We start from the raw sequence: 16,837 nt of genomic DNA, 5'->3' as shown, positions 1-16,837 counted from the left end.
ATGCCGCCCGCCGACCGGCGTCACACGAACTGGTAATCCCCCACCACCGTCGTCGCGGTGTTGACGACGAGCGTCACCAGCGACAGCTCACCTGCCTCGACCGCCGCGTTGGCGTTGTCGGCATGGAACTCCCACACCGCCGATTGCGTGCCGTTGTTGACGACGAACAGCCGGTCGTCGCCGACGGCATAGGCGCTGGTGGCGCTGCCGATCGCGGCGGCGGCGCTGGCGGCGCTGGTGATGCTGCCGCTGAAGCCGTCGGTCACGATCACCAGCTCGGCGCCGCGCGCGAAGCCGCCGGGGCCGGCGATGGCCACCGCGCCTTCGAGCAGCGCGTCGCCGTCGCCGAGGCCCCAGACCGAGGCGTCGAAGCTCAGCTTGTCGCCGCCCGACGAGAAGTCGGTGACGCGGTCGCTGCCGGTCGCGCTGTCGAACACGAACACGTCGGCGCCGCTGCCGCCGGTGAGGCTGTCGTTGCCCGCGCCGCCCACGAGCGTGTCGGCGCCCGCGCCGGCCGAGATCGTGTCGTTGCCGTTGTTGCCCATGAGCAGGTTGGCCGCGCTGCTGCCGGTGATGCGGTCGGCGAAGCCGCTGCCCGACACGCCCTCGATCGACAGCAGTGCGTCTTCGCCGTCGGCGCCGCTCACGATGCCGGTCGACAGGTTGATGCTGATCGCGCCGCTGGCCAGCGTGTAGCTCGCCACGTCGAGACCGGCGCCGCCGCTCAGGCTGTCGTCGCCGCTGCCGCCGTTGAGCACGTCGTTGCCGGCTCCGCCCACGAGCACGTCGTTGCCGGCGCCGCCGAAGAAGAGGTTGTCGCCCGCGTCGCCGGTGAAGCGGTCGGCCTGGTCGGTGCCGATCGCGCCCTCGATGCCGACGAGCCGGTCTTCCGCATAGTTGTTGCCGGTCCGTCCCACGTTGCCGGCCAGCAGGTTGACGCGCACGCCGGTGGCCTCGCCGGCATAGGAGGCCAGATCGATGCCGTCGCCGCCGATGAGGGTGTCGTAGCCGTCGTCGCCCTGGAGCGTGTCGTCGCCGCTGCCGCCGTCGAGCGTGTCGTAGCCGCCGCCGCCGTAGAGCTGGTCGTTGCCGGCGCCGCCCGACAGGAAGTCGTAGCCGTCGTAGCGGTCGGCCACATGGCTGGCGGTGCCGCCGTAGAGCACGTCGTTGCCGCTTTCGCCGAACAGTCGGTCGTAGCCGTCGCCGCCGGTGATGGTGTCGTTGCCCCGGCCGCCGAACAGGTCGTCATAGCCGCTGCCGCCGGTGACGGCGTTGGCGGTGGAGGCGGTGGAGAACACGAAGCTCGCCGCCGTCAGGTCGGAGGCGCTCAGGCCGCGCAGCTGGAAGGTGTTGGTGTAGCCATCCGCGCGCACGGTGAAGGTGGTGCCGGTGGCGCTGCTCGCGAACAGCCGCTGCACGGTCTCGAAGTCGCTGATGCCGAGCGCGGTCACGTCGAGCCGGTCGCCGTCGGCGACGCTGAAGTCGGTGACGAGATTGGTCTCGGTCACGCCTTCGTTGCGCACGATGAAGCGGTCGGCGCCGCTGCCGCCGGTGAGCGTGTCGTTGTGCTTGCCGCCGTCGAGCGTGTCGTTGCCGGCGCCGCCTTCGAGCGTGTCGTTGTAGCCGCCGCCGAACAGCTGGTCGTTGCCGGCGCCGCCCGACAGCAGGTCGTTGCCGCCGTAGGTCTCGCCGGTCGGACTGCCCGAGCCGCCGTAGAGCACGTCGTTGCCGGCTTCGCCGAACAGGCGGTCGTCGCCATCGGCGCCGGTGATGGTGTCGTTGCCGCCGGCGCCGAACAGCGCGTCGCCGTAGCTGCTGCCGATCAGGCTGCCGGCCACGGTGTCGGTGCTGAAGATGAAGTCGGCGGCGGTCAGCTGGCCGAAGCTCACGCCGTTGAGCGTGAGGTAGCCGGTGTTGCCGTTGGCCGCGACCACGAGCGTCGAGCCGTAGTTGTAGTAGGTCGTGCTCATGAGCCGCTGCAGGCTCGCGAAGTCGCCCACGCCGAGCGCGCTCACATCAATGCGGTCGCCGTCGGCCTGCGAGAAGTCGAGCACCGTGTCGCTGCTGTTGTCGCTGACGCGGAAGACGAACACGTCGGCGCCGCCGCCGCCGCCGAGGGTGTCGTCGCCGATGCCGCCGTCGAGCGTGTCGAGGCCGGCGCCGCCGTCGAGCGTGTCGTTGCCGCCGCCGCCGTAGAGCTGGTCGTTGCCGGCGCCGCCGAACAGCGCGTCGTAGCCGCCGTACGCCTCGCTCAGCGGCGAGGCCGAGCCGCCGTAGAGCACGTCGTTGCCGCCCTCGCCGAACAGCTGGTCATTGCCGTCGGTGCCGGCCATCGTGTCGTTGCCGAGGCCGCCGAACAGGTCGTCGGCATAGCTGCTGCCGAGCACGTTGTCGTTGCTGACCGTGGTGCTCAGGATGAGGTTGGCCGGCGCGATGCCGGCGATCGCCACGCCGTCGAAGGTGATGGTGTGGGTGTAGCCGCTGCCGGTGCGATAGCTGAACGAAGTCGCGCTCTCGCTGTTGCTGATGAGGCGCTGGAGCGTGTCGGCGTCGCTGATGCCGAGGTTGCGCAGGTCGAGCTTGTCGCCCTCGACGCTGCTGAAGTCGCCGATGCGGTCGTTCTCGCTCGCGCCTTCGGCGTTGAGCACGAACACGTCGGCGCCGGTGCCGCCGAGCAGGCTGTCGTCGCCGCGGCCGCCTTCGAGCGTGTCGGCGCCGTCGCCGCCTTCGAGCACGTCGTCGTTGCCGCCGCCCCAGAGCTTGTCGTTGCCGGCGCCGCCCACGAGCGTGTCGTTGCCGCCGTAGATCTCGCCCGTCGGCGTGCCCGAGCCGCCATAGAGCAGGTCGTTGCCGCCCTCGCCGAAGATGAAGTCGTTGCCATCGCCGCCGACCACGGTGTCGTTGCCGAGGCCGCTGATGAGCACTTCGCCGTAGTTGGTGCCGGTGAGCGCGTCGGCCGTAGTGGCGGTGTTGAGCGTGACGCGGGCCGGGTCGAAATCGGTCGTCCACAGGCCCGTGAAGGTGGTGCTGCGCTGGCTGCCGGCGGCCCAGAACGACAGCGTCACGTTGCCGGCGTTGTCGTAGCCGAGCAGGCGCTGGAGCGTCGCGTAGTCGCTGATGCCGTAGCCCGAGACATCAATGCGGTCGGCGTTGATGTCGAAGTCGCCGATCGTGTCGTAGCCCTCGCCGAGCACGAAGCTGTCGGCGCCGGTGCCGCCGGTGAGGCTGTCGTTGCCGGCGTCGCCGGCGAGCGTGTCGTTGCCCTCACCGCCTTCGAGCGTGTCGTTGCCGTCGCCGCCGCTGATGAAGTCGTTGCCCGCCGCGCCGCTCAGGCTGTCGTAGCCGCCGAGGCCGCTGATGCTGTCGTCACCGGCGCCGCCGATGAGGGTGTTGCTGGATGCGTTGCCGGTAAAGATCGCCATCGCCTGTCTCGTCCGTCTGGAAGGTGTGCGAAATCGCACGGAGTTTTCCGTGCGGTTTCTACGCGTTTCCGGTGATCGGAAAAAGACCTAAACGGCGAGAGGACGCATTCCGAGAGCAGTGCGGGCGCGTGCTCTGGACGGACGGTTGATACAAGAGTGCCGACGGGCGCGAGGCTGACGCTGGCGCGGCGCGGTGGCGACGGGGTTTTCGGGCCGAGGGCGGAATTGGCCGTCGGTCCCGGTTGGCCATCACGGCAGCACATGGCTTCCGGCGCCGGATCTCTTCCGGCGCGGATGGCCCGCCCGCCTCACTCCTCGGTCTTGCGCAGCCGCAGCGTGCGTTGCAGCGCGTCGATCACCTGGGCTTCGGCGGCGGCGCGCAACGCGAGGCGGCGCGGCTCCAGCAGACGGCGGTTGGCTTCGAAGTAGACGTTCTCGGCGGCGTGACGGTAGGCGGCGCTCGGCAGATACAGCGTCTGCGGCGTGCGCACCTGGCGCACGAGGGCTTCGAGGCGGGCGGCGACGTGGCGGTAGTCGTCGGCGTCCATCGGCTTGCGACCGCTGTCGTAAGCGTCGAGTGCGCGGCAGCTGTCGGCCACGAGTTCGGCCCACTCGGGCTGGTTGAACGGGGCGGTCATGCCATCTCCTTCAATTCGGTGACTGCGGGATTGCATCGTCACCTCGCATGACGCGGCGCGATGGGCCGGTGAAAGCCGCTTTGGCAGCGCAATCCGGGGCGTGTAGGAAGTGCGCTGACGTGACGGAATGCCGTAATCGAAACGGGGCATTCAGGCTTTCGGTCGCTCGCGGGAGTGACAGAGGGGCGGCTGCCGGGCCGTCTCAGAGGGGCCAGCCCCCTTCGGCCGCCAGCGCATCCATGTGCGCGGCGATGCGCCCGGGCGTCGTGAGCCACACGTCGTCCGCCGCCGCGATGCGCGCAAGCACCCGGCGCAGCGGTCGCAGCCGGTGCGGCTGGCCGACGAGATAGGGATGCAGCGCGATGCCCATGACCAGCGGCTGATGCGCCGACTGCTCGCGCATCTCGTCGAACTGGTCGGCCAGCAGCTCGGCGAACTGCGCGCCCGTCATCTGGCGCGCGATCACGGCCGGGATGTCGTTGGCTTCCTGCGGATACGGGATGGCCCAGAGCGGGCCGGCGGCGGTGCGCAGCCGCGTGGGCTGGTCGTCGTGGCACCAGTTGAGCGTGTAGCGGTAGCCGGCGGCGGCGAGCAGGTCGGGCGTGCGCGGCGTCTCGGCGATCCACGGCGAGAGCCAGCCTTCGGGCGCGCGGCCCGACTCGGCGGCGATGCGTGCGCGGCAGGCGGCGAGCAGGGCGGCTTCGGCCTCGGGCGCGAGCGCCGACTGGTTGTCGGCATTGGTGTGGCCGTGGGCCACGAGTTCGTCGCCGCGCGCGACGCAGGCGGCGACGAGTTCGGGGCAATGGTCGTAGAGCGCGGTGTTGAGCAGCGCGGCGGCGGGCAGGCCGAGCTGGTCGAGCAGCGCCATGAGCCGCCAGGCGCCGACGCGGTTGCCGTACTCGCGCCAGGCGTGGTTGAGCACGTCGGGCTCGGTGCCGGGCGCAAGGCGGGCGCCGAGGCCGGCGCCGAACGCGAAGTGCTCGTGGTTGACGGCGACGTACACCGCGAGCCGCGCGCCGCCGGGCCAGCAGAAGTCGGGCCGGCGGTGGATCGGGGTGTAGTCGAAGCGGTCGTGGCGGGGGAGCGGGGCGTGGGCGGGCGTGGTCATGCCCGCGCCGAGGCAAGTTGCGCGCCGGGCGGCGTGCAAAGGCTTGCGCCGCCAGGGGCGATCGGGCGCGCGGGTTCCGTGGCCGACGCGATGCAGGCCGCGCCGCCCGACGCTCAGGCCGCCGCCGGCTCCAGCGCCTCCTTCGGCCCGAAGAACTCCAGCTTCACGCGCGAACGCGGCACGTCCAGCGCATCGAGCAGGCCGAGCATCGCGCGCATGAACGGCGTCGGGCCGAGCAGGTACACGTCGAGGTCGCGGTTGGCCGGCAGCAGGCCGGCGAGCGTCGCGGCATCGATCAGGCCGCGCTCCTCCGGCGCCAGATTGGCGCGCAGGCCGTCGGCGCCGGCCACCGGGCCGTGGGCGTCGGCATCGCTGTAGCGGAAGCGCGGCGTCACGTTGGGATGCTCGGCTGCAAGCGCTTGCAGGCGCGCGCGGAAGGCCTGGGCGCCCGGGTTGCGCGCCGCATGCACGAAGCCGATCGGCCGGCCCGTGGGCGCGGCGGCTTCGAGCATCGCCAGCGCCGGCGTGATGCCCACGCCCGCCGTGAGGAACAGCAGCGGCCGCGTGCCCGCCTCCAGCACGAACTCGCCGGCCGGCGGCGTCAGTTCCAGCACCGTGCCGAGCGTGGCCTGCTCGTGCAGCCAGCCCGAGGCGACGCCGCCCGGCTCGCGCTTCACGCTGATGCGGATCTCGCCCGTGCCCGGCGCGTTCGACACCGAGTAGTTGCGGCGCAGCGTCTCGCCGCCGATCACGAGCCTGAGCGCGATGTACTGGCCCGGCTTCCAGTCGGGCAGGGCGGCGCCGTCTTCCGGCTTGAGATGGAGCGAGACGATCTCGCTGCTCTCGTGCACGCGCGCCGCCACCACGAAGCGGCGCAGGCCGCGCCAGCCGCCCGGCTGCGCGGCGGTGGCGGCGTACACCTGCTCCTCCGCCGCGATGAGCAGCTCGGCCAGCTCGCCGTAGGCCTCGGCCCAGGCGGCGAGGATGTCGTCGGTCGCGGCCTCGCCCAGTACCTCGCGGATCGCGCGCAGCAGGCACTGGCCGACGATCGGGTACTGCTCGGGCGTGATGCCGAGCGAGACGTGCTTCTGGATGATCGCGGGCAGCGCGGGCGCGATCTCGTCGAGCCGGTCGATGTGCGCCGCATAGGCCAGCACCGCCCCGGCCAGCGCGCGCGGCTGGCTGCCGCTGGCCTGGTGGGTCTGGTTGAAGAAGGCGCGCACCTCGGGGAAGTCGCGGAACATCGTCTTGTAGAAGTGCGTCGTGATCGCCTCGCCGTGCTCGCGCAGCACGGGCACGGTGGCTTTGACGAGGGCGATGGTCTGGGCGCTGGGCATGGAGGGCTTCCTGTGGATCGATTGCGGAAGCCGGCTTCGAGTCAAGTCGCATGCCAGAATGCAAGCCACTGATTGCATTGCAAAATATGCCTGGCGTTGTTGATCTGACATCATGTGGATGGATGTGTGAATAACAACGCCGATGTGCAAATGACAACGCCCTCGTGAACCCGCCGCCGCCCGCCGCCGGCGCGCCCGGTCTGGCCGTCGCCGCGCCTGCGGTCGACGACCGGGCCGGCGCCGCCACCGATCCCGCCGCCCGCTACCGCGACCTGCTCGCGGCCGTGCGCCGCCTCGTCGATTGCGACGCGGCGGCGCTGCTGCGGCTGGACGGGGAGGTGCTGGTGCCGCTGGCGATCGACGGTCTGGCCGAGGAAACGCTGGCGCGGCGTTTCGCGGTGGCCGGCCATCCGAGGCTGGCGGCGCTGCTCGACGCGCGCGGGCCGCTGCGCTTTCCGCCCGGCACGACGCTGCCCGATCCCTACGACGGGTTGATCGAGCCGGCGGCGCCGGTCGTCGCCGATGCCGCCGGCGCGGGCGACGCCGACGCGGCCGCCCGCATCGCCTCCGCGCCGTCCGCCGGTTCGCCCGCCGCCCTCGCGCTCCTTCCCGTGCACGACTGCATGGGCGCGCCGCTGCGCGCGGGCGGACGGCTGTGGGGCGTGGTCACGCTCGACGCGCTGCTGCCCGGCGCCTTCGACGCGGTGCCGCCGGCGCGGCTGCGCGCGATCGTGTCGCTGCTCGAATCGGGCATCGACGCCGCGCTCGCGATCGAGCGGCTCGCGGCGCGCGCCGAGCAGGCCAGCGAGGTCGCGCGCAGCGTGGTCGGCGCGCCGGCCGCGCGCGAGCTGGTCGGCACGAGCGCCGCGATGCGCCGGCTGCGCGACGAGATCGCCACCGTGGCCGGTTCCGACCTCACCGTGCTTGTCACCGGCGAGACCGGCGTCGGCAAGGAGCTGGTCGCCAGCGAGCTGCACCGGCGCTCGGCGCGGCGCGACCGGCCGCTGGTGCAGCTCAATTGCGCCGCGCTGCCCGAGGCGCTGGCCGAGAGCGAGCTGTTCGGCCATCGCAAGGGCGCCTTCACCGGCGCGCTGGCCGATCGCGCGGGCCGCTTCGAGCTGGCCGACGGCGGCACGCTCCTGCTCGACGAGGTGGGCGAGCTGCCGCCCGCCGTGCAGGCCAAGCTGCTGCGCGCCTTGCAGAGCGGCGAGGTGCAGCGCCTCGGCGGCGACATGCCGCGTCGCGTGGACGTGCGCGTGATCGCCGCCACCAACCGCGACCTGCGCGCGGAGGTGGCGGCCGGGCGCTTCCGTGCCGACCTGTACCACCGGCTCGCGGTGTTCCCGATCGTCGTGCCGCCGCTGCGCGAGCGCGGCCGTGACGTGATAGCGCTTGCAAACGCCTTCCTGGAGGACAACCAGCACCGCCTCGGCGCGCGCAACCTGCGCCTCGGCGCCGCCGCGCGCGACGCGCTGCCCGGCCATGACTGGCCCGGCAACGTGCGCGAGCTGGAGCACACGATGGCGCGCGCCGCGCTGCGCGCGCTGGCCGAGCAGGGCCGGCGCGCGCGCTGGGTGGCGATCGAGCCGGTGCATCTGGGGCTGGCGGCGGCCGCGTCGGCGACGGTTGTCGCGGCAGAAGTCGCCACGCATGGCGCGCCGGATGCGACGGTTGTCGCGGCGCCGTCCGGCGTGGCGCCGCCGGGTCTGGCGCGGCCGGCGTTCGCCATGCCGGCCGGTGCCGCCGGTGGCCAGCCCGGCAATGACGCCGCCATGCCGGCCAGCTCCGGCCTCGCCGCGTCGGACGCTGCCACCGGCGGCCTGCGCGCCGCCACCGACGCCTTCCAGCGCCAGTGGATCGCGGCCGCGCTCGCGCGCCACGGCAACAACTACGCCGCCGCCGCGCGCGAGGCCGGCATGGATCGCGGCAACTTCCACCGGCTGGCGAGCCGGCTCGGCATCGGGCGCGACTGAGGCACGACCGACGCCCGCGACCGCCGCGGCTCGGCGGCATTGCCTGCATGCGCTTGCGGCCGGCGCCGCCGTGTCGATCGCGCGTCGCCATACGCGGCCGTCGCGCCACGCCTGCCCCGGAATGGCGCAACCGTCGGCGCCCGCCGGCCCGGCATCTGCCCCGCTGCGGCGCCGCGCGCCGGCGTGGTTGCGCCATCCCGCGTCAGCCGCGCCCGGCGCGCCGGCATGGGCACGACGCCGGCCCCTGGCACCAATCCTGTAATGCCTGGCGGTTGCGGCTAGCCGTCATTGGCTTGCCCGGGCGCCCGCGCTAAGGTGCGCGCCCCCGCGCCTCGCTCACGCAACGCTTGCTGCGCGCAAGAACACGAAAAATCCAAAACCGCTGTCAGAGAGGCCCTTCCATGTCAGACATCGAGTCCGGCGCCACGCCAACCACCGACGCCGAAATCGCCCTGCGCGACGCCGCCCGCGACTACCACCGCTTTCCCACGCGCGGAAAGATCTCCGTCAACGCCACCAAGCCGCTCGCCAACCAGCGCGACCTGTCGCTGGCCTATTCGCCGGGCGTCGCCTATCCCTGCCTCGACATCCAGGCCGACCCGTCCAAGGCCGCCGACTACACCTCGCGCGGCAACCTCGTCGGCGTCATCACCAACGGCACCGCCGTGCTCGGCCTCGGCGACATCGGCCCGCTCGCGGGCAAGCCGGTGATGGAAGGCAAGGGCTGCCTGTTCAAGAAGTTCGCCGGCATCGACGTGTTCGACATCGAGCTGGCCGAGCGCGACCCCGACAAGCTCATCGAGATCATCGCCTCGCTGGAGCCCACGCTCGGCGGCATCAACCTCGAAGACATCAAGGCGCCCGAGTGCTTCTACATCGAGCGCGCGCTCAGCGAGCGCATGAACATTCCGGTGTTCCACGATGACCAGCACGGCACCGCGATCATCTCCAGCGCTGCGCTGCTCAATGCGCTCGAACTCGTCGGCAAGGACATCGGCAGCGTGAAGATGGCCGTGTCGGGCGCGGGCGCCGCCGCCATCGCCTGCCTCGACGTGATGGTCGGCCTCGGCGTGAAGCGCGAGAACATCTTCGTCTGCGACAGCAAGGGCGTGATCCAGTCCGAGCGCGCCGACGCCGGCCGCGTCGATGAATCGAAGCGCCGCTACATGCAGACCACCAGCGCGCGCACCCTGGCCGACGTGGTCAACGGCGCCGACGTGTTCCTCGGCTGTTCGGCTGCCGGCACGCTCACCGCCGACATGGTCCGCACCATGGCCGACAAGCCGGTCATCCTCGCGCTCGCCAACCCCGAGCCCGAGATCCGCCCGGAACTCGCCAAGGCCGTGCGCCCCGACTGCATCATCGCCACCGGCCGTTCGGACTATCCGAACCAAGTGAACAACGTGCTGTGCTTCCCGTACATCTTCCGGGGCGCGCTCGACAGCGGCGCGCGCCGCATCACCGAGGCGATGAAGCTCGCCTGCGTGCGCGAGATCGCCGCGCTGGCCAAGGCCGACATCAGCGATGAAGTCGCCGCCGCCTACGCCGGCCAGGATCTGCGCTTCGGCCCCGACTACCTCATCCCCAAGCCCTTCGACTCGCGCCTGATCCTGCGCATCGCGCCCGCGGTGGCCAAGGCCGCCGAGGAAAGCGGCGTGGCCGAGCGCCCGATCGCCGACTACGACGCCTACCGCGAACAGCTCGGCCGTTTCGTGTACCAGACCGGCATGTTCATGCGCCCGGTGTTCGGCCAGGCCAAGGCCGCGCCGGCGCGCGTGGTGTACGCCGAAGGCGAGGACGAGCGCGTGCTGCGCGCGGTGCAGGTGGTGCTCGACGACGGCCTCGCCAAGCCGATCCTCGTCGGCCGCCCGGCCGTCATGGCCCAGCGCATCGAGCGTGCCGGCCTGCGCTTCAGGCTCGGCACGGACGTGGAAGTGGTGGACGTGGACAACGACCCGCGCTACCGCGACTACTGCGACGACTACGCCCGCCTCATGGGCCGCGAAGGCGTGTCGCCCGACGCCGCCAAGGTCGCGCTGCGCCGCTCCAACACGCTCATCGCCGCGATGCTCGTGCGCCGGGGCGATGCCGACGCGATGCTCTGCGGGCTGGTCGGCCGCTTCGACGCCCACTTCGCGCATGTCGAGACCGTCATCGGCAAGAGCGCCGCCGCCAAGGTGATGGCGACGATGAACGCGCTCATGCTCGAAGAGCACACGCTGTTCGTGACCGACACCTTCATCAACGAGGAGCCGAGCGCCGAGGAGCTGGCCGAGATCGCGCGCATGGCCGCCGACGAGGTGGCGCGCTTCGGCCTGCCGCCCAAGGTCGCCTTCCTGTCGCACAGCCAGTTCGGCAGCAGCAAGCGGCCGTCGGCGCTGCGCGTGCGCCGCGCGGCCGACGTGTTCAAGCAGATCGCGCCGCACATCGAGTGCGACGGCGAGATGCACGGCGACGCCGCCCTCAACGAGGACATCCGCCGCGCGGTGCTGCCCGACACCACGCTGGCCGGCTCGGCCAACGTGCTGGTGCTGCCCAACATCGACGCCGCGAACATCCTGTTCAACGTGCTCAAGATCACCGGCGGCCATGGCGTGACGGTCGGCCCGATCCTGCTCGGCACCGCCAAGCCGGCGCACATCCTCACGCCGTCGGCGACGATGCGCCGCGTGGTCAACATGACCGCGCTCGCGTCGGCCGACGTGGCGGCGGCAAAGGGGCGCTGAGCATGACCGGCTTGCTTGTGGATGCCGGCTTCGGCACCGGAGCCGGCGGGCACGCCGGCGTGCGGGCCGCGGCGGGCGCGGTCCGCGCCGTTGCCCGGCGCGGTGCCGCGCGCTGCGCGGTCGCGCTGGCGCTTGCCGCCGGTGCCGTGCTGCCGGCGGCGGCCACCGTCATGACGCACGCCCAGCTCATGCTGCCGCTGGCGCCCGTCGTCAACCAGCGTGACGTCAAGCTCGCGCTGCCCGAGGGCTTCGATCCGGCCAAGCCGAGCTGGATCGCGGTGCGCCTGCTGGGCGTGTCGGCCGAGCCCGATCCGAAAGGGCAGGTGGTGCTGGAAACCGCCTTCGAGCTGGTGCCGACCGCGCCGTCCGACATGCGCATCACCCTGTCGACGCGCGACATGGTGCGCAAGCCCGGCTCGGCCGGTCTGGCCGAGCGCCTGCGCGCCCAGGCCGGCGACCGCGACCTCAACGATGTGCGCGAGGACTTCGGCCCCGAACTGACCGACGCCTATCTCGCACTCATGGAGGGCAAGGGCAGCGTGTTCGACACGACCGTGGTGCGCGAGCGTCCGCCCACCGGCCGCGACGACACCCAGATGCTCGTCAGCCTCGTCAGCGCCAGCGGCATCCAGCCGGCCTATGTCGAGCTGACGCTCGGTCAGGGCGAGCTGCCGCCCGAGATGAAGGCGGCCGGCGTGACCATGGGCGTGCCCAAGGAAAAGGTCGGTGCCTTCTTGCTGTCGCTGTCCATCCTCGTGGGCTGGCTGGTGCTGAGGCGGCGACGCCCCGCTTGAGCGACGGACGCGGGCGGGGCGGCTGACGCCGTCACCGCCCGCATGCGACTCTCCCGCGCCAAAGGGAGCCCTGCCGATGGACCTCGGATACCTCATCGCCGGCGGCGCCGGCCTGGCCGCGCTGGCCGGCGTGCATCTCGCGCACACCGAGCGCCGGCGCGCGCGCTTCATCGAGCGCTACGAATGGCCGGCCGGCCTCATGGACCGGCTGGCGCGGCGCCATCCCCAGCTCGACGCGCAGCAACGGCTCCAGGTGGAGCGGGCGCTGCGGCAGTTCTTCCTCGCCTATCTGCGCGGCGGGCGGCGCTTCGTCGCCATGCCCTCGCAGGCGGCGGACGATCTCTGGCACGAATTCATCCTCTACACGCGCAACTACGACGCCTTCTGCCGGCGCGCCTTCGGGCGCTTCCTGCATCACACGCCGGCGGCCGTGCTCGGCGGCGGCCCGAAGCGCAGCGATGCCGGGCTGCGCCATTGCTGGCGGCAGGCCTGCGCGCTGGAGCATCTCGATCCGCGCCGGCCGAGGCGGCTGCCGCTGCTGTTCGGGCTGGACGCGGCGCTCGGCATCGCGGGCGGCTTCGTCTATGTGGCCGATTGCCGTGGCCTGGAGGCGCGTGGCGACGGCGTGCATTGCGGCGCCGATCTGGGCGGCGGCGGTGACGGCGGCAGCGACGGTGGCGCTTGCGGCGACGGCGGCGATGCCGGCGGGGATTGCGGCGACGGCGATGGCGGCAGCGGCGGCGATGGCGGTTGCGGCGGAGGCTGTGGCGGCGGGGATTGAGCCGACGGGCATCGAACCGGCGTGTATCGAGCCGGCGTGTATCGAGCCGGCGCGCGGTGCGTCCGCGTCGATTGAGCCGACGCGGACGGCATCGCGCGCAGCCGTCCGGGGCACCGTTCATCCGGCTACGCGCCCGTCCGGCCAGACGTGCGCCGGGCGGGCCCGTCCGGCCTTGGCGACGTCCCGGCGCGATGGCACAACGCAGCCTTTCGCTCCCGCGTCCGCAGGTCGGGCCGGAGCCCATTCCGCCGCGAGGTTGCCCAATGAAGAAGATGCTCATCGCCGGTCTTGCCGGCGCCTGTCTCAGCCTGCCCGTCCTGGCCCAGCCGCTCGCGGCGGCCGCCGGCGTGCTCGGCACGCTCGACCCGGTGTCGGGGGTGTTCGTGCCGTTGCGGCCCAAGGTGCAGCCGGCGGTGGTCGCGGGCACGACGCCGGTCGCCGGGCGCATCAGCGTGGTGATCCACGTGACGCTCAAGAGCACGGTGCCGCTCGACAAGCCGATCTACTGCACGGTCAAGGCCGCCGTGAGCGAAGTCGACGCCAACCTCAATCCCACCAGCTACGAGGAGTCGGCCTCGGCCTTCGCCACGCGCAACAGCGCGGCGACGGCCACCTGCAAGGTCCAGATCCCCTATCAGTGGACTCTCAGCTCGCCCGGCTCTGACTACGTCGTTTCCGACTACACGGTGTCGTCGACGGTGGGTACGGCGGCACTCGACAGCCGTGTCGTCAAGGGCAGCTTCAACCCCTTTGCGGTGCCGGCCTCGGGGCAGATCACCAACCAGTCGATCACGATCGCGTTCTGAGGTCCGGGCCGGCGCTCAGCGCGCGGCGAGCCGCTGCTGCAGGCCGGCGAGCAACCGCGCGTGGCCGGGCGTGGGCTGCAACTCGACGGCGCGTTGCGCGTGATGGCAGGCGCGTTCGAGGTCGCCCCCGGTGGCGGCGAGACAGTTGGCCAGCGCGCGGTGATGGTTGGCGACATCGGGCTCGGCCAGCACCAGCTGGGCAAGGCTGGCGATGGCTTCGGCCTGGCGGCCCAGCTTGAGCAGCGCCGTCGTTTCGATCTTGCGCACGGCGGTCGAGATGACGGGCAGTGCGAGCACGGGCGCGAGCGCCGCAATGGCCTCGGCATGCTCGTCGCGGCGCGCATGGCAGCGCGCGAGCCGGGGTGCGACGCGCAGCGGCTCGACGCGGGTATCGGCGGCTTCGCGCCAGATGGCGAGCGCGCCCTGCCAGTCGTTGGCGCGTTCGAGCGGGCGGGCGCGCAATTCGTACCAGGTGAAGTCGCGTACGGCGGCATTGGCGGCGCGGCGCCTGAAGCGCTCCGCCGATTCGGTCTCGCCGAGCGCCGCGAGGCAGTCGGCGATGCCGGCGTTGTCCTCGTCCCAGGCCGAGAGGTCTGCGGCGGCGGCGAGTGCGGCGGCAAGGGCCTCGTCGCGTCGGCCGGCGGCGCCGAGCAACCAGCCGAGCGCGAGCAGGACGCGCCGCCCCGCCACGCCGCCACGCTCCGACTGGGCGCGCAGCGCGGCGAAGGCTTTGGCGCGGTGCAGGGCGATGCCCGTCAGCCCGGCGAATTGCGCTTCGGGGTCGACCTCGGCCGCGAGGCTGGCGACGGCGTCCGCTTCGGCATCGGCCGACGCCGTGACGGCGTCCGCCTCGCCTGCGGGCGCCTGGGCACCAGTGCCGGCGTCGACCGTCGGCGTCGGGCCGCTGACGGCGTCCGGCATGACGGCGGTGTCGTCGGGCTCGACGTGCGCCGCCGCGAGCCGGCGCACGTCGGCGACGAAGCTCGGAGCCAGGGCGCTGCTGTTGTCGGCGGCGAGGCGGGCGAAGGCATGCCAGGCGAGGTCGACGCGGCCGAGGTCGAGGCAGTCGATGACGAGGTTGCGCAGGCGGCCCTTTTCGAGGCCGGTGGAGGGCGCGTCGATGACGCGTGCGAGCAGGCGTTCCGGCACCGGCCGGCCGCGCCGGCGCAATTCCACGTACAGCAGCTCGTCGCGCAGCGTGGCGCGGCGGATGGCGAGCAGCTCGCGCTGGAAGGCGGGCAGGTCGAGGCTGCCGTCGAGCGCCGCGAGCACCAGCTTCGAGCCGAAGCCCATGCGCGTCAGCAGCGGCAGCGTGCTGTGGCCGGCGAGCGGGAAGTAGAGATGGCGCGCCGGCCGCAGCGCCTCGATGTCGCGCACATGGAAGCGGTCGAAGTCACGCGGGTCGTACACCAGCACCAGATCGGCGCGACGCGACAGCCGCGCGGCCAGGTCGTCGATGGGAAAGCCCAGCTCGTGGCCGATGCGGATGCGCTCGTCGGCCCAGCGATGCTCGCCGGCCGGCACGGCGGGACCGATGGCCGCCTGCGGCGAGCAGGCCAGAACGAGGTCGGGCTCGATCGTGCCCGAGCCGATCAGCGCGCCATATCCCCCCATCGAGAATCCATAGGCCACGACGCGCGGAAAGCCGCGCGCCGCATCGCGCACCGCGTCCATGGCGCGGTCGAAATCCGGGTACTGGAACCAGTCCTGGGCCTTGCACGCCACCGAGATGCAGTTGAAGCCGTGCTTGCGCGCCATCGACATCCCGACCGGATGGCGCGGCTGGCCGCCCGACGCGAAGGCGATCAGCAGCGGCGCGGTCGGGTCGAACACCAGCGCGCACACATGCAGATTGGCACTCAGATAGAGATCGGTTTCGAGCGGGGCTGGCGGCGCGGCATCTGGCATGACAGGAAAAAGAAAGTGGCGCGAAAGGCGCGAACGATAAGTCAGGCCGGTCCGCGCCCCGCGCCGGATCGACGCAGAGTTTGCGTTGCCACCGTCGGGCAGCGTCCATTCGGCGGGCGCGCGGGGCCGGGCCTATGCTTCGGGGCTTTCCGCCGTTGCGAGCCTGCCGTGCCTGTCCTGCCCGAAGTTCCCGCCGCCGCGCCCCTGCCCGCCGCCACGCTGGCGGCCGGCGCGCGCACCGATGCCGCCTCCGCGCCCGAGTTGCCGGGCAGTGCGCCGCCGCCCGTCGCGCTCGCGCCGTCGCCGCCCTGGCACCTGACCGGCCCGGCGCCGTCGGCGCTGCTCTCGGCCCAGGGTTTCGTGCTGCTCGACCCGGCCGCGCTCGCCGCCGTGGCCGACCAGCCGCCCGCCGCCATCGACGCGCTGCGCCCGTCCTGGGCCGGTCTGCCGCCCGACGACTATCTGCGCGACGGCGGCGCCTACCGCTTCCGCCGCCACGCCTCGCTGGTGCAGGACGTGGCCGCCGGCACGCTGACCACCATGCCGCATCGCGCGCACTGGCAGCCGACGGCCTACAACGCGCTGCACGGCGGCATCGAGCGCTGGTTCGCGCCGGTCGAGCCGGCCACCGCCGCGCTGCCCGCGTGGGAGGCGCTGATCGCCGGGCTGGGTCGGCTGTTCGCGCTCGCGTCGGGCGTGCAGCGCTGGTTCGTCGAGGCGCACCAGTTCCGCATCGACACCGCGCGCGGCATCGGCCGCCCGACGCCCGAGGGCGCCCACCGCGACGGCGTCGATTACGTGGCCGTCGTGCTCGTGGAACGGCGCGGCGTGCGCGGCGGCGAGACCCGCGTGTTTGACGCCGCCGGCCCGCACGGCATCCGCTTCACGATGACCGAGCCGTGGTCGGCGCTGCTGCTCGACGACGCCCGCGTCATCCACGAGACCACGCCGCTGCAATCCGACGACGGTCTCGGCTTGCGCGACACGCTGGTGCTGACCTACCGGCGCGGCGGCTTCCAGGACGCGGTGCCCGCATGAAGCCGACGCGACGCGCGGGCATGAGGCCGGCGGCGGATCGCTCCGCGCCTGCTGACGCCCCGGCGCGCGATGCCGACCCCGCCGCGCCGCGCGGCGCCTTCACCGCGCCGCCGAAGCGCAATCCGCTGGTCGCGGCGGCGCTGCTGCGCAAGGCCGGCGCGCATCGCAAGAGCCACAAGGCGTTGCGCCGGGGCCGGCGCTCGCGCGGCGAGGACGGCACGCCGGACGAGTGAACGCGCCGCCGCGCGCGCGGACAGATCCGGCTGCGGACTGCGCGCGCCTACCTGTTCCGCAATGTCATCCGCG

The 16,837-nt window shown here is 72.6% G+C and carries 12 protein-coding genes; 7 read left to right on the top strand and 5 right to left on the bottom strand.

Annotated features, from left to right (window positions below; translation table 11 throughout):
• Nucleotides 1-20: 20 nt before the first annotated feature.
• The 4 genes from H566_RS0114585 to hmpA form a co-directional block, all read right to left on the bottom strand.
• Nucleotides 21-3,422: a beta strand repeat-containing protein gene (locus H566_RS0114585; protein ID WP_028312012.1), complete on the bottom strand. Its 3,402-nt coding sequence runs from the start codon at nt 3,420-3,422 to the stop codon at nt 21-23.
• A gap of 308 nt (nt 3,423-3,730) precedes the next feature.
• Nucleotides 3,731-4,060 carry a hypothetical protein gene (locus H566_RS0114580; protein WP_028312011.1) on the bottom strand — a complete coding sequence of 110 codons (330 nt, stop codon included), beginning with the start codon at nt 4,058-4,060 and terminating at the stop codon, nt 3,731-3,733.
• A gap of 202 nt (nt 4,061-4,262) precedes the next feature.
• A complete protein-coding gene (locus H566_RS0114575) occupies nt 4,263-5,168 on the bottom strand; it encodes a polysaccharide deacetylase family protein (protein ID WP_028312010.1) in 906 nt (301 codons plus the stop codon).
• A 113-nt stretch (nt 5,169-5,281) separates the two neighbouring features.
• Nucleotides 5,282-6,505: an NO-inducible flavohemoprotein gene (gene hmpA, locus H566_RS0114570; RefSeq protein WP_028312009.1), complete on the bottom strand. Its 1,224-nt coding sequence runs from the start codon at nt 6,503-6,505 to the stop codon at nt 5,282-5,284.
• A 164-nt stretch (nt 6,506-6,669) separates the two neighbouring features.
• Between hmpA and norR the strand changes: the two genes are divergently transcribed.
• The 5 genes from norR (at nt 6,670) to H566_RS0114545 (ending at nt 13,585) form a co-directional block, all read left to right on the top strand.
• Nucleotides 6,670-8,478, top strand: coding sequence for a nitric oxide reductase transcriptional regulator NorR (gene norR / locus H566_RS0114565; RefSeq protein ID WP_425387954.1), 1,809 nt, complete (start codon nt 6,670-6,672; stop codon nt 8,476-8,478).
• A gap of 401 nt (nt 8,479-8,879) precedes the next feature.
• Entirely contained in the window at nt 8,880-11,204 is a 2,325-nt protein-coding gene (locus H566_RS0114560; RefSeq protein ID WP_034411846.1) for an NADP-dependent malic enzyme, read from the top strand.
• A 2-nt stretch (nt 11,205-11,206) separates the two neighbouring features.
• Nucleotides 11,207-11,998 (top strand): hypothetical protein, encoded by a 792-nt coding sequence (locus H566_RS0114555; RefSeq protein ID WP_028312006.1) that lies wholly within the window; start codon nt 11,207-11,209, stop codon nt 11,996-11,998.
• 76 nt (nt 11,999-12,074) lie between these two features.
• Nucleotides 12,075-12,779 (top strand): glycine-rich domain-containing protein, encoded by a 705-nt coding sequence (locus tag H566_RS0114550; RefSeq protein ID WP_028312005.1) that lies wholly within the window; start codon nt 12,075-12,077, stop codon nt 12,777-12,779.
• 263 nt (nt 12,780-13,042) lie between these two features.
• Entirely contained in the window at nt 13,043-13,585 is a 543-nt protein-coding gene (locus H566_RS0114545; RefSeq protein WP_028312004.1) for a hypothetical protein, read from the top strand.
• Nucleotides 13,586-13,600: 15 nt separating this feature from the next.
• On the opposite strand, the gene H566_RS0114540 is transcribed toward H566_RS0114545, so the two are convergent.
• Nucleotides 13,601-15,493, bottom strand: a complete 1,893-nt coding sequence (locus H566_RS0114540; protein ID WP_028312003.1) for a hypothetical protein — start codon at nt 15,491-15,493, stop codon at nt 13,601-13,603.
• Nucleotides 15,494-15,808: 315 nt separating this feature from the next.
• On the opposite strand from H566_RS0114540, the gene H566_RS0114535 reads away from it, so the two are divergent.
• Nucleotides 15,809-16,531: a 2OG-Fe dioxygenase family protein gene (locus tag H566_RS0114535; RefSeq protein ID WP_028312002.1), complete on the top strand. Its 723-nt coding sequence runs from the start codon at nt 15,809-15,811 to the stop codon at nt 16,529-16,531.
• Entirely contained in the window at nt 16,528-16,764 is a 237-nt protein-coding gene (locus H566_RS0114530) for a hypothetical protein (protein WP_028312001.1), read from the top strand. The genes H566_RS0114535 and H566_RS0114530 overlap by 4 nt, the downstream gene beginning before the upstream one ends.
• Nucleotides 16,765-16,837 lie beyond the last annotated feature (73 nt).

This window comes from Derxia gummosa DSM 723, from assembly GCF_000482785.1.
GTDB classification, from domain to species: Bacteria; Pseudomonadota; Gammaproteobacteria; order Burkholderiales; family Burkholderiaceae_E; genus Derxia; species Derxia gummosa.
This window is presented reverse-complemented; position numbering and strand designations above follow the sequence as displayed.

Coding starts and splice junctions, on each gene's coding strand:
- H566_RS0114580 (WP_028312011.1), bottom strand. CDS start 4,060: ATGACCGCCCCGTTCAACCAGCCCGAGTGGGCCGAACTCGTGGCCGAC.
- H566_RS0114550 (WP_028312005.1), top strand. CDS start 12,075: ATGGACCTCGGATACCTCATCGCCGGCGGCGCCGGCCTGGCCGCGCTG.
- hmpA (WP_028312009.1), bottom strand. CDS start 6,505: ATGCCCAGCGCCCAGACCATCGCCCTCGTCAAAGCCACCGTGCCCGTG.
- H566_RS0114575 (WP_028312010.1), bottom strand. CDS start 5,168: ATGACCACGCCCGCCCACGCCCCGCTCCCCCGCCACGACCGCTTCGAC.
- H566_RS0114545 (WP_028312004.1), top strand. CDS start 13,043: ATGAAGAAGATGCTCATCGCCGGTCTTGCCGGCGCCTGTCTCAGCCTG.
- H566_RS0114555 (WP_028312006.1), top strand. CDS start 11,207: ATGACCGGCTTGCTTGTGGATGCCGGCTTCGGCACCGGAGCCGGCGGG.
- H566_RS0114585 (WP_028312012.1), bottom strand. CDS start 3,422: ATGGCGATCTTTACCGGCAACGCATCCAGCAACACCCTCATCGGCGGC.
- H566_RS0114540 (WP_028312003.1), bottom strand. CDS start 15,493: ATGCCAGATGCCGCGCCGCCAGCCCCGCTCGAAACCGATCTCTATCTG.
- H566_RS0114560 (WP_034411846.1), top strand. CDS start 8,880: ATGTCAGACATCGAGTCCGGCGCCACGCCAACCACCGACGCCGAAATC.
- H566_RS0114530 (WP_028312001.1), top strand. CDS start 16,528: ATGAAGCCGACGCGACGCGCGGGCATGAGGCCGGCGGCGGATCGCTCC.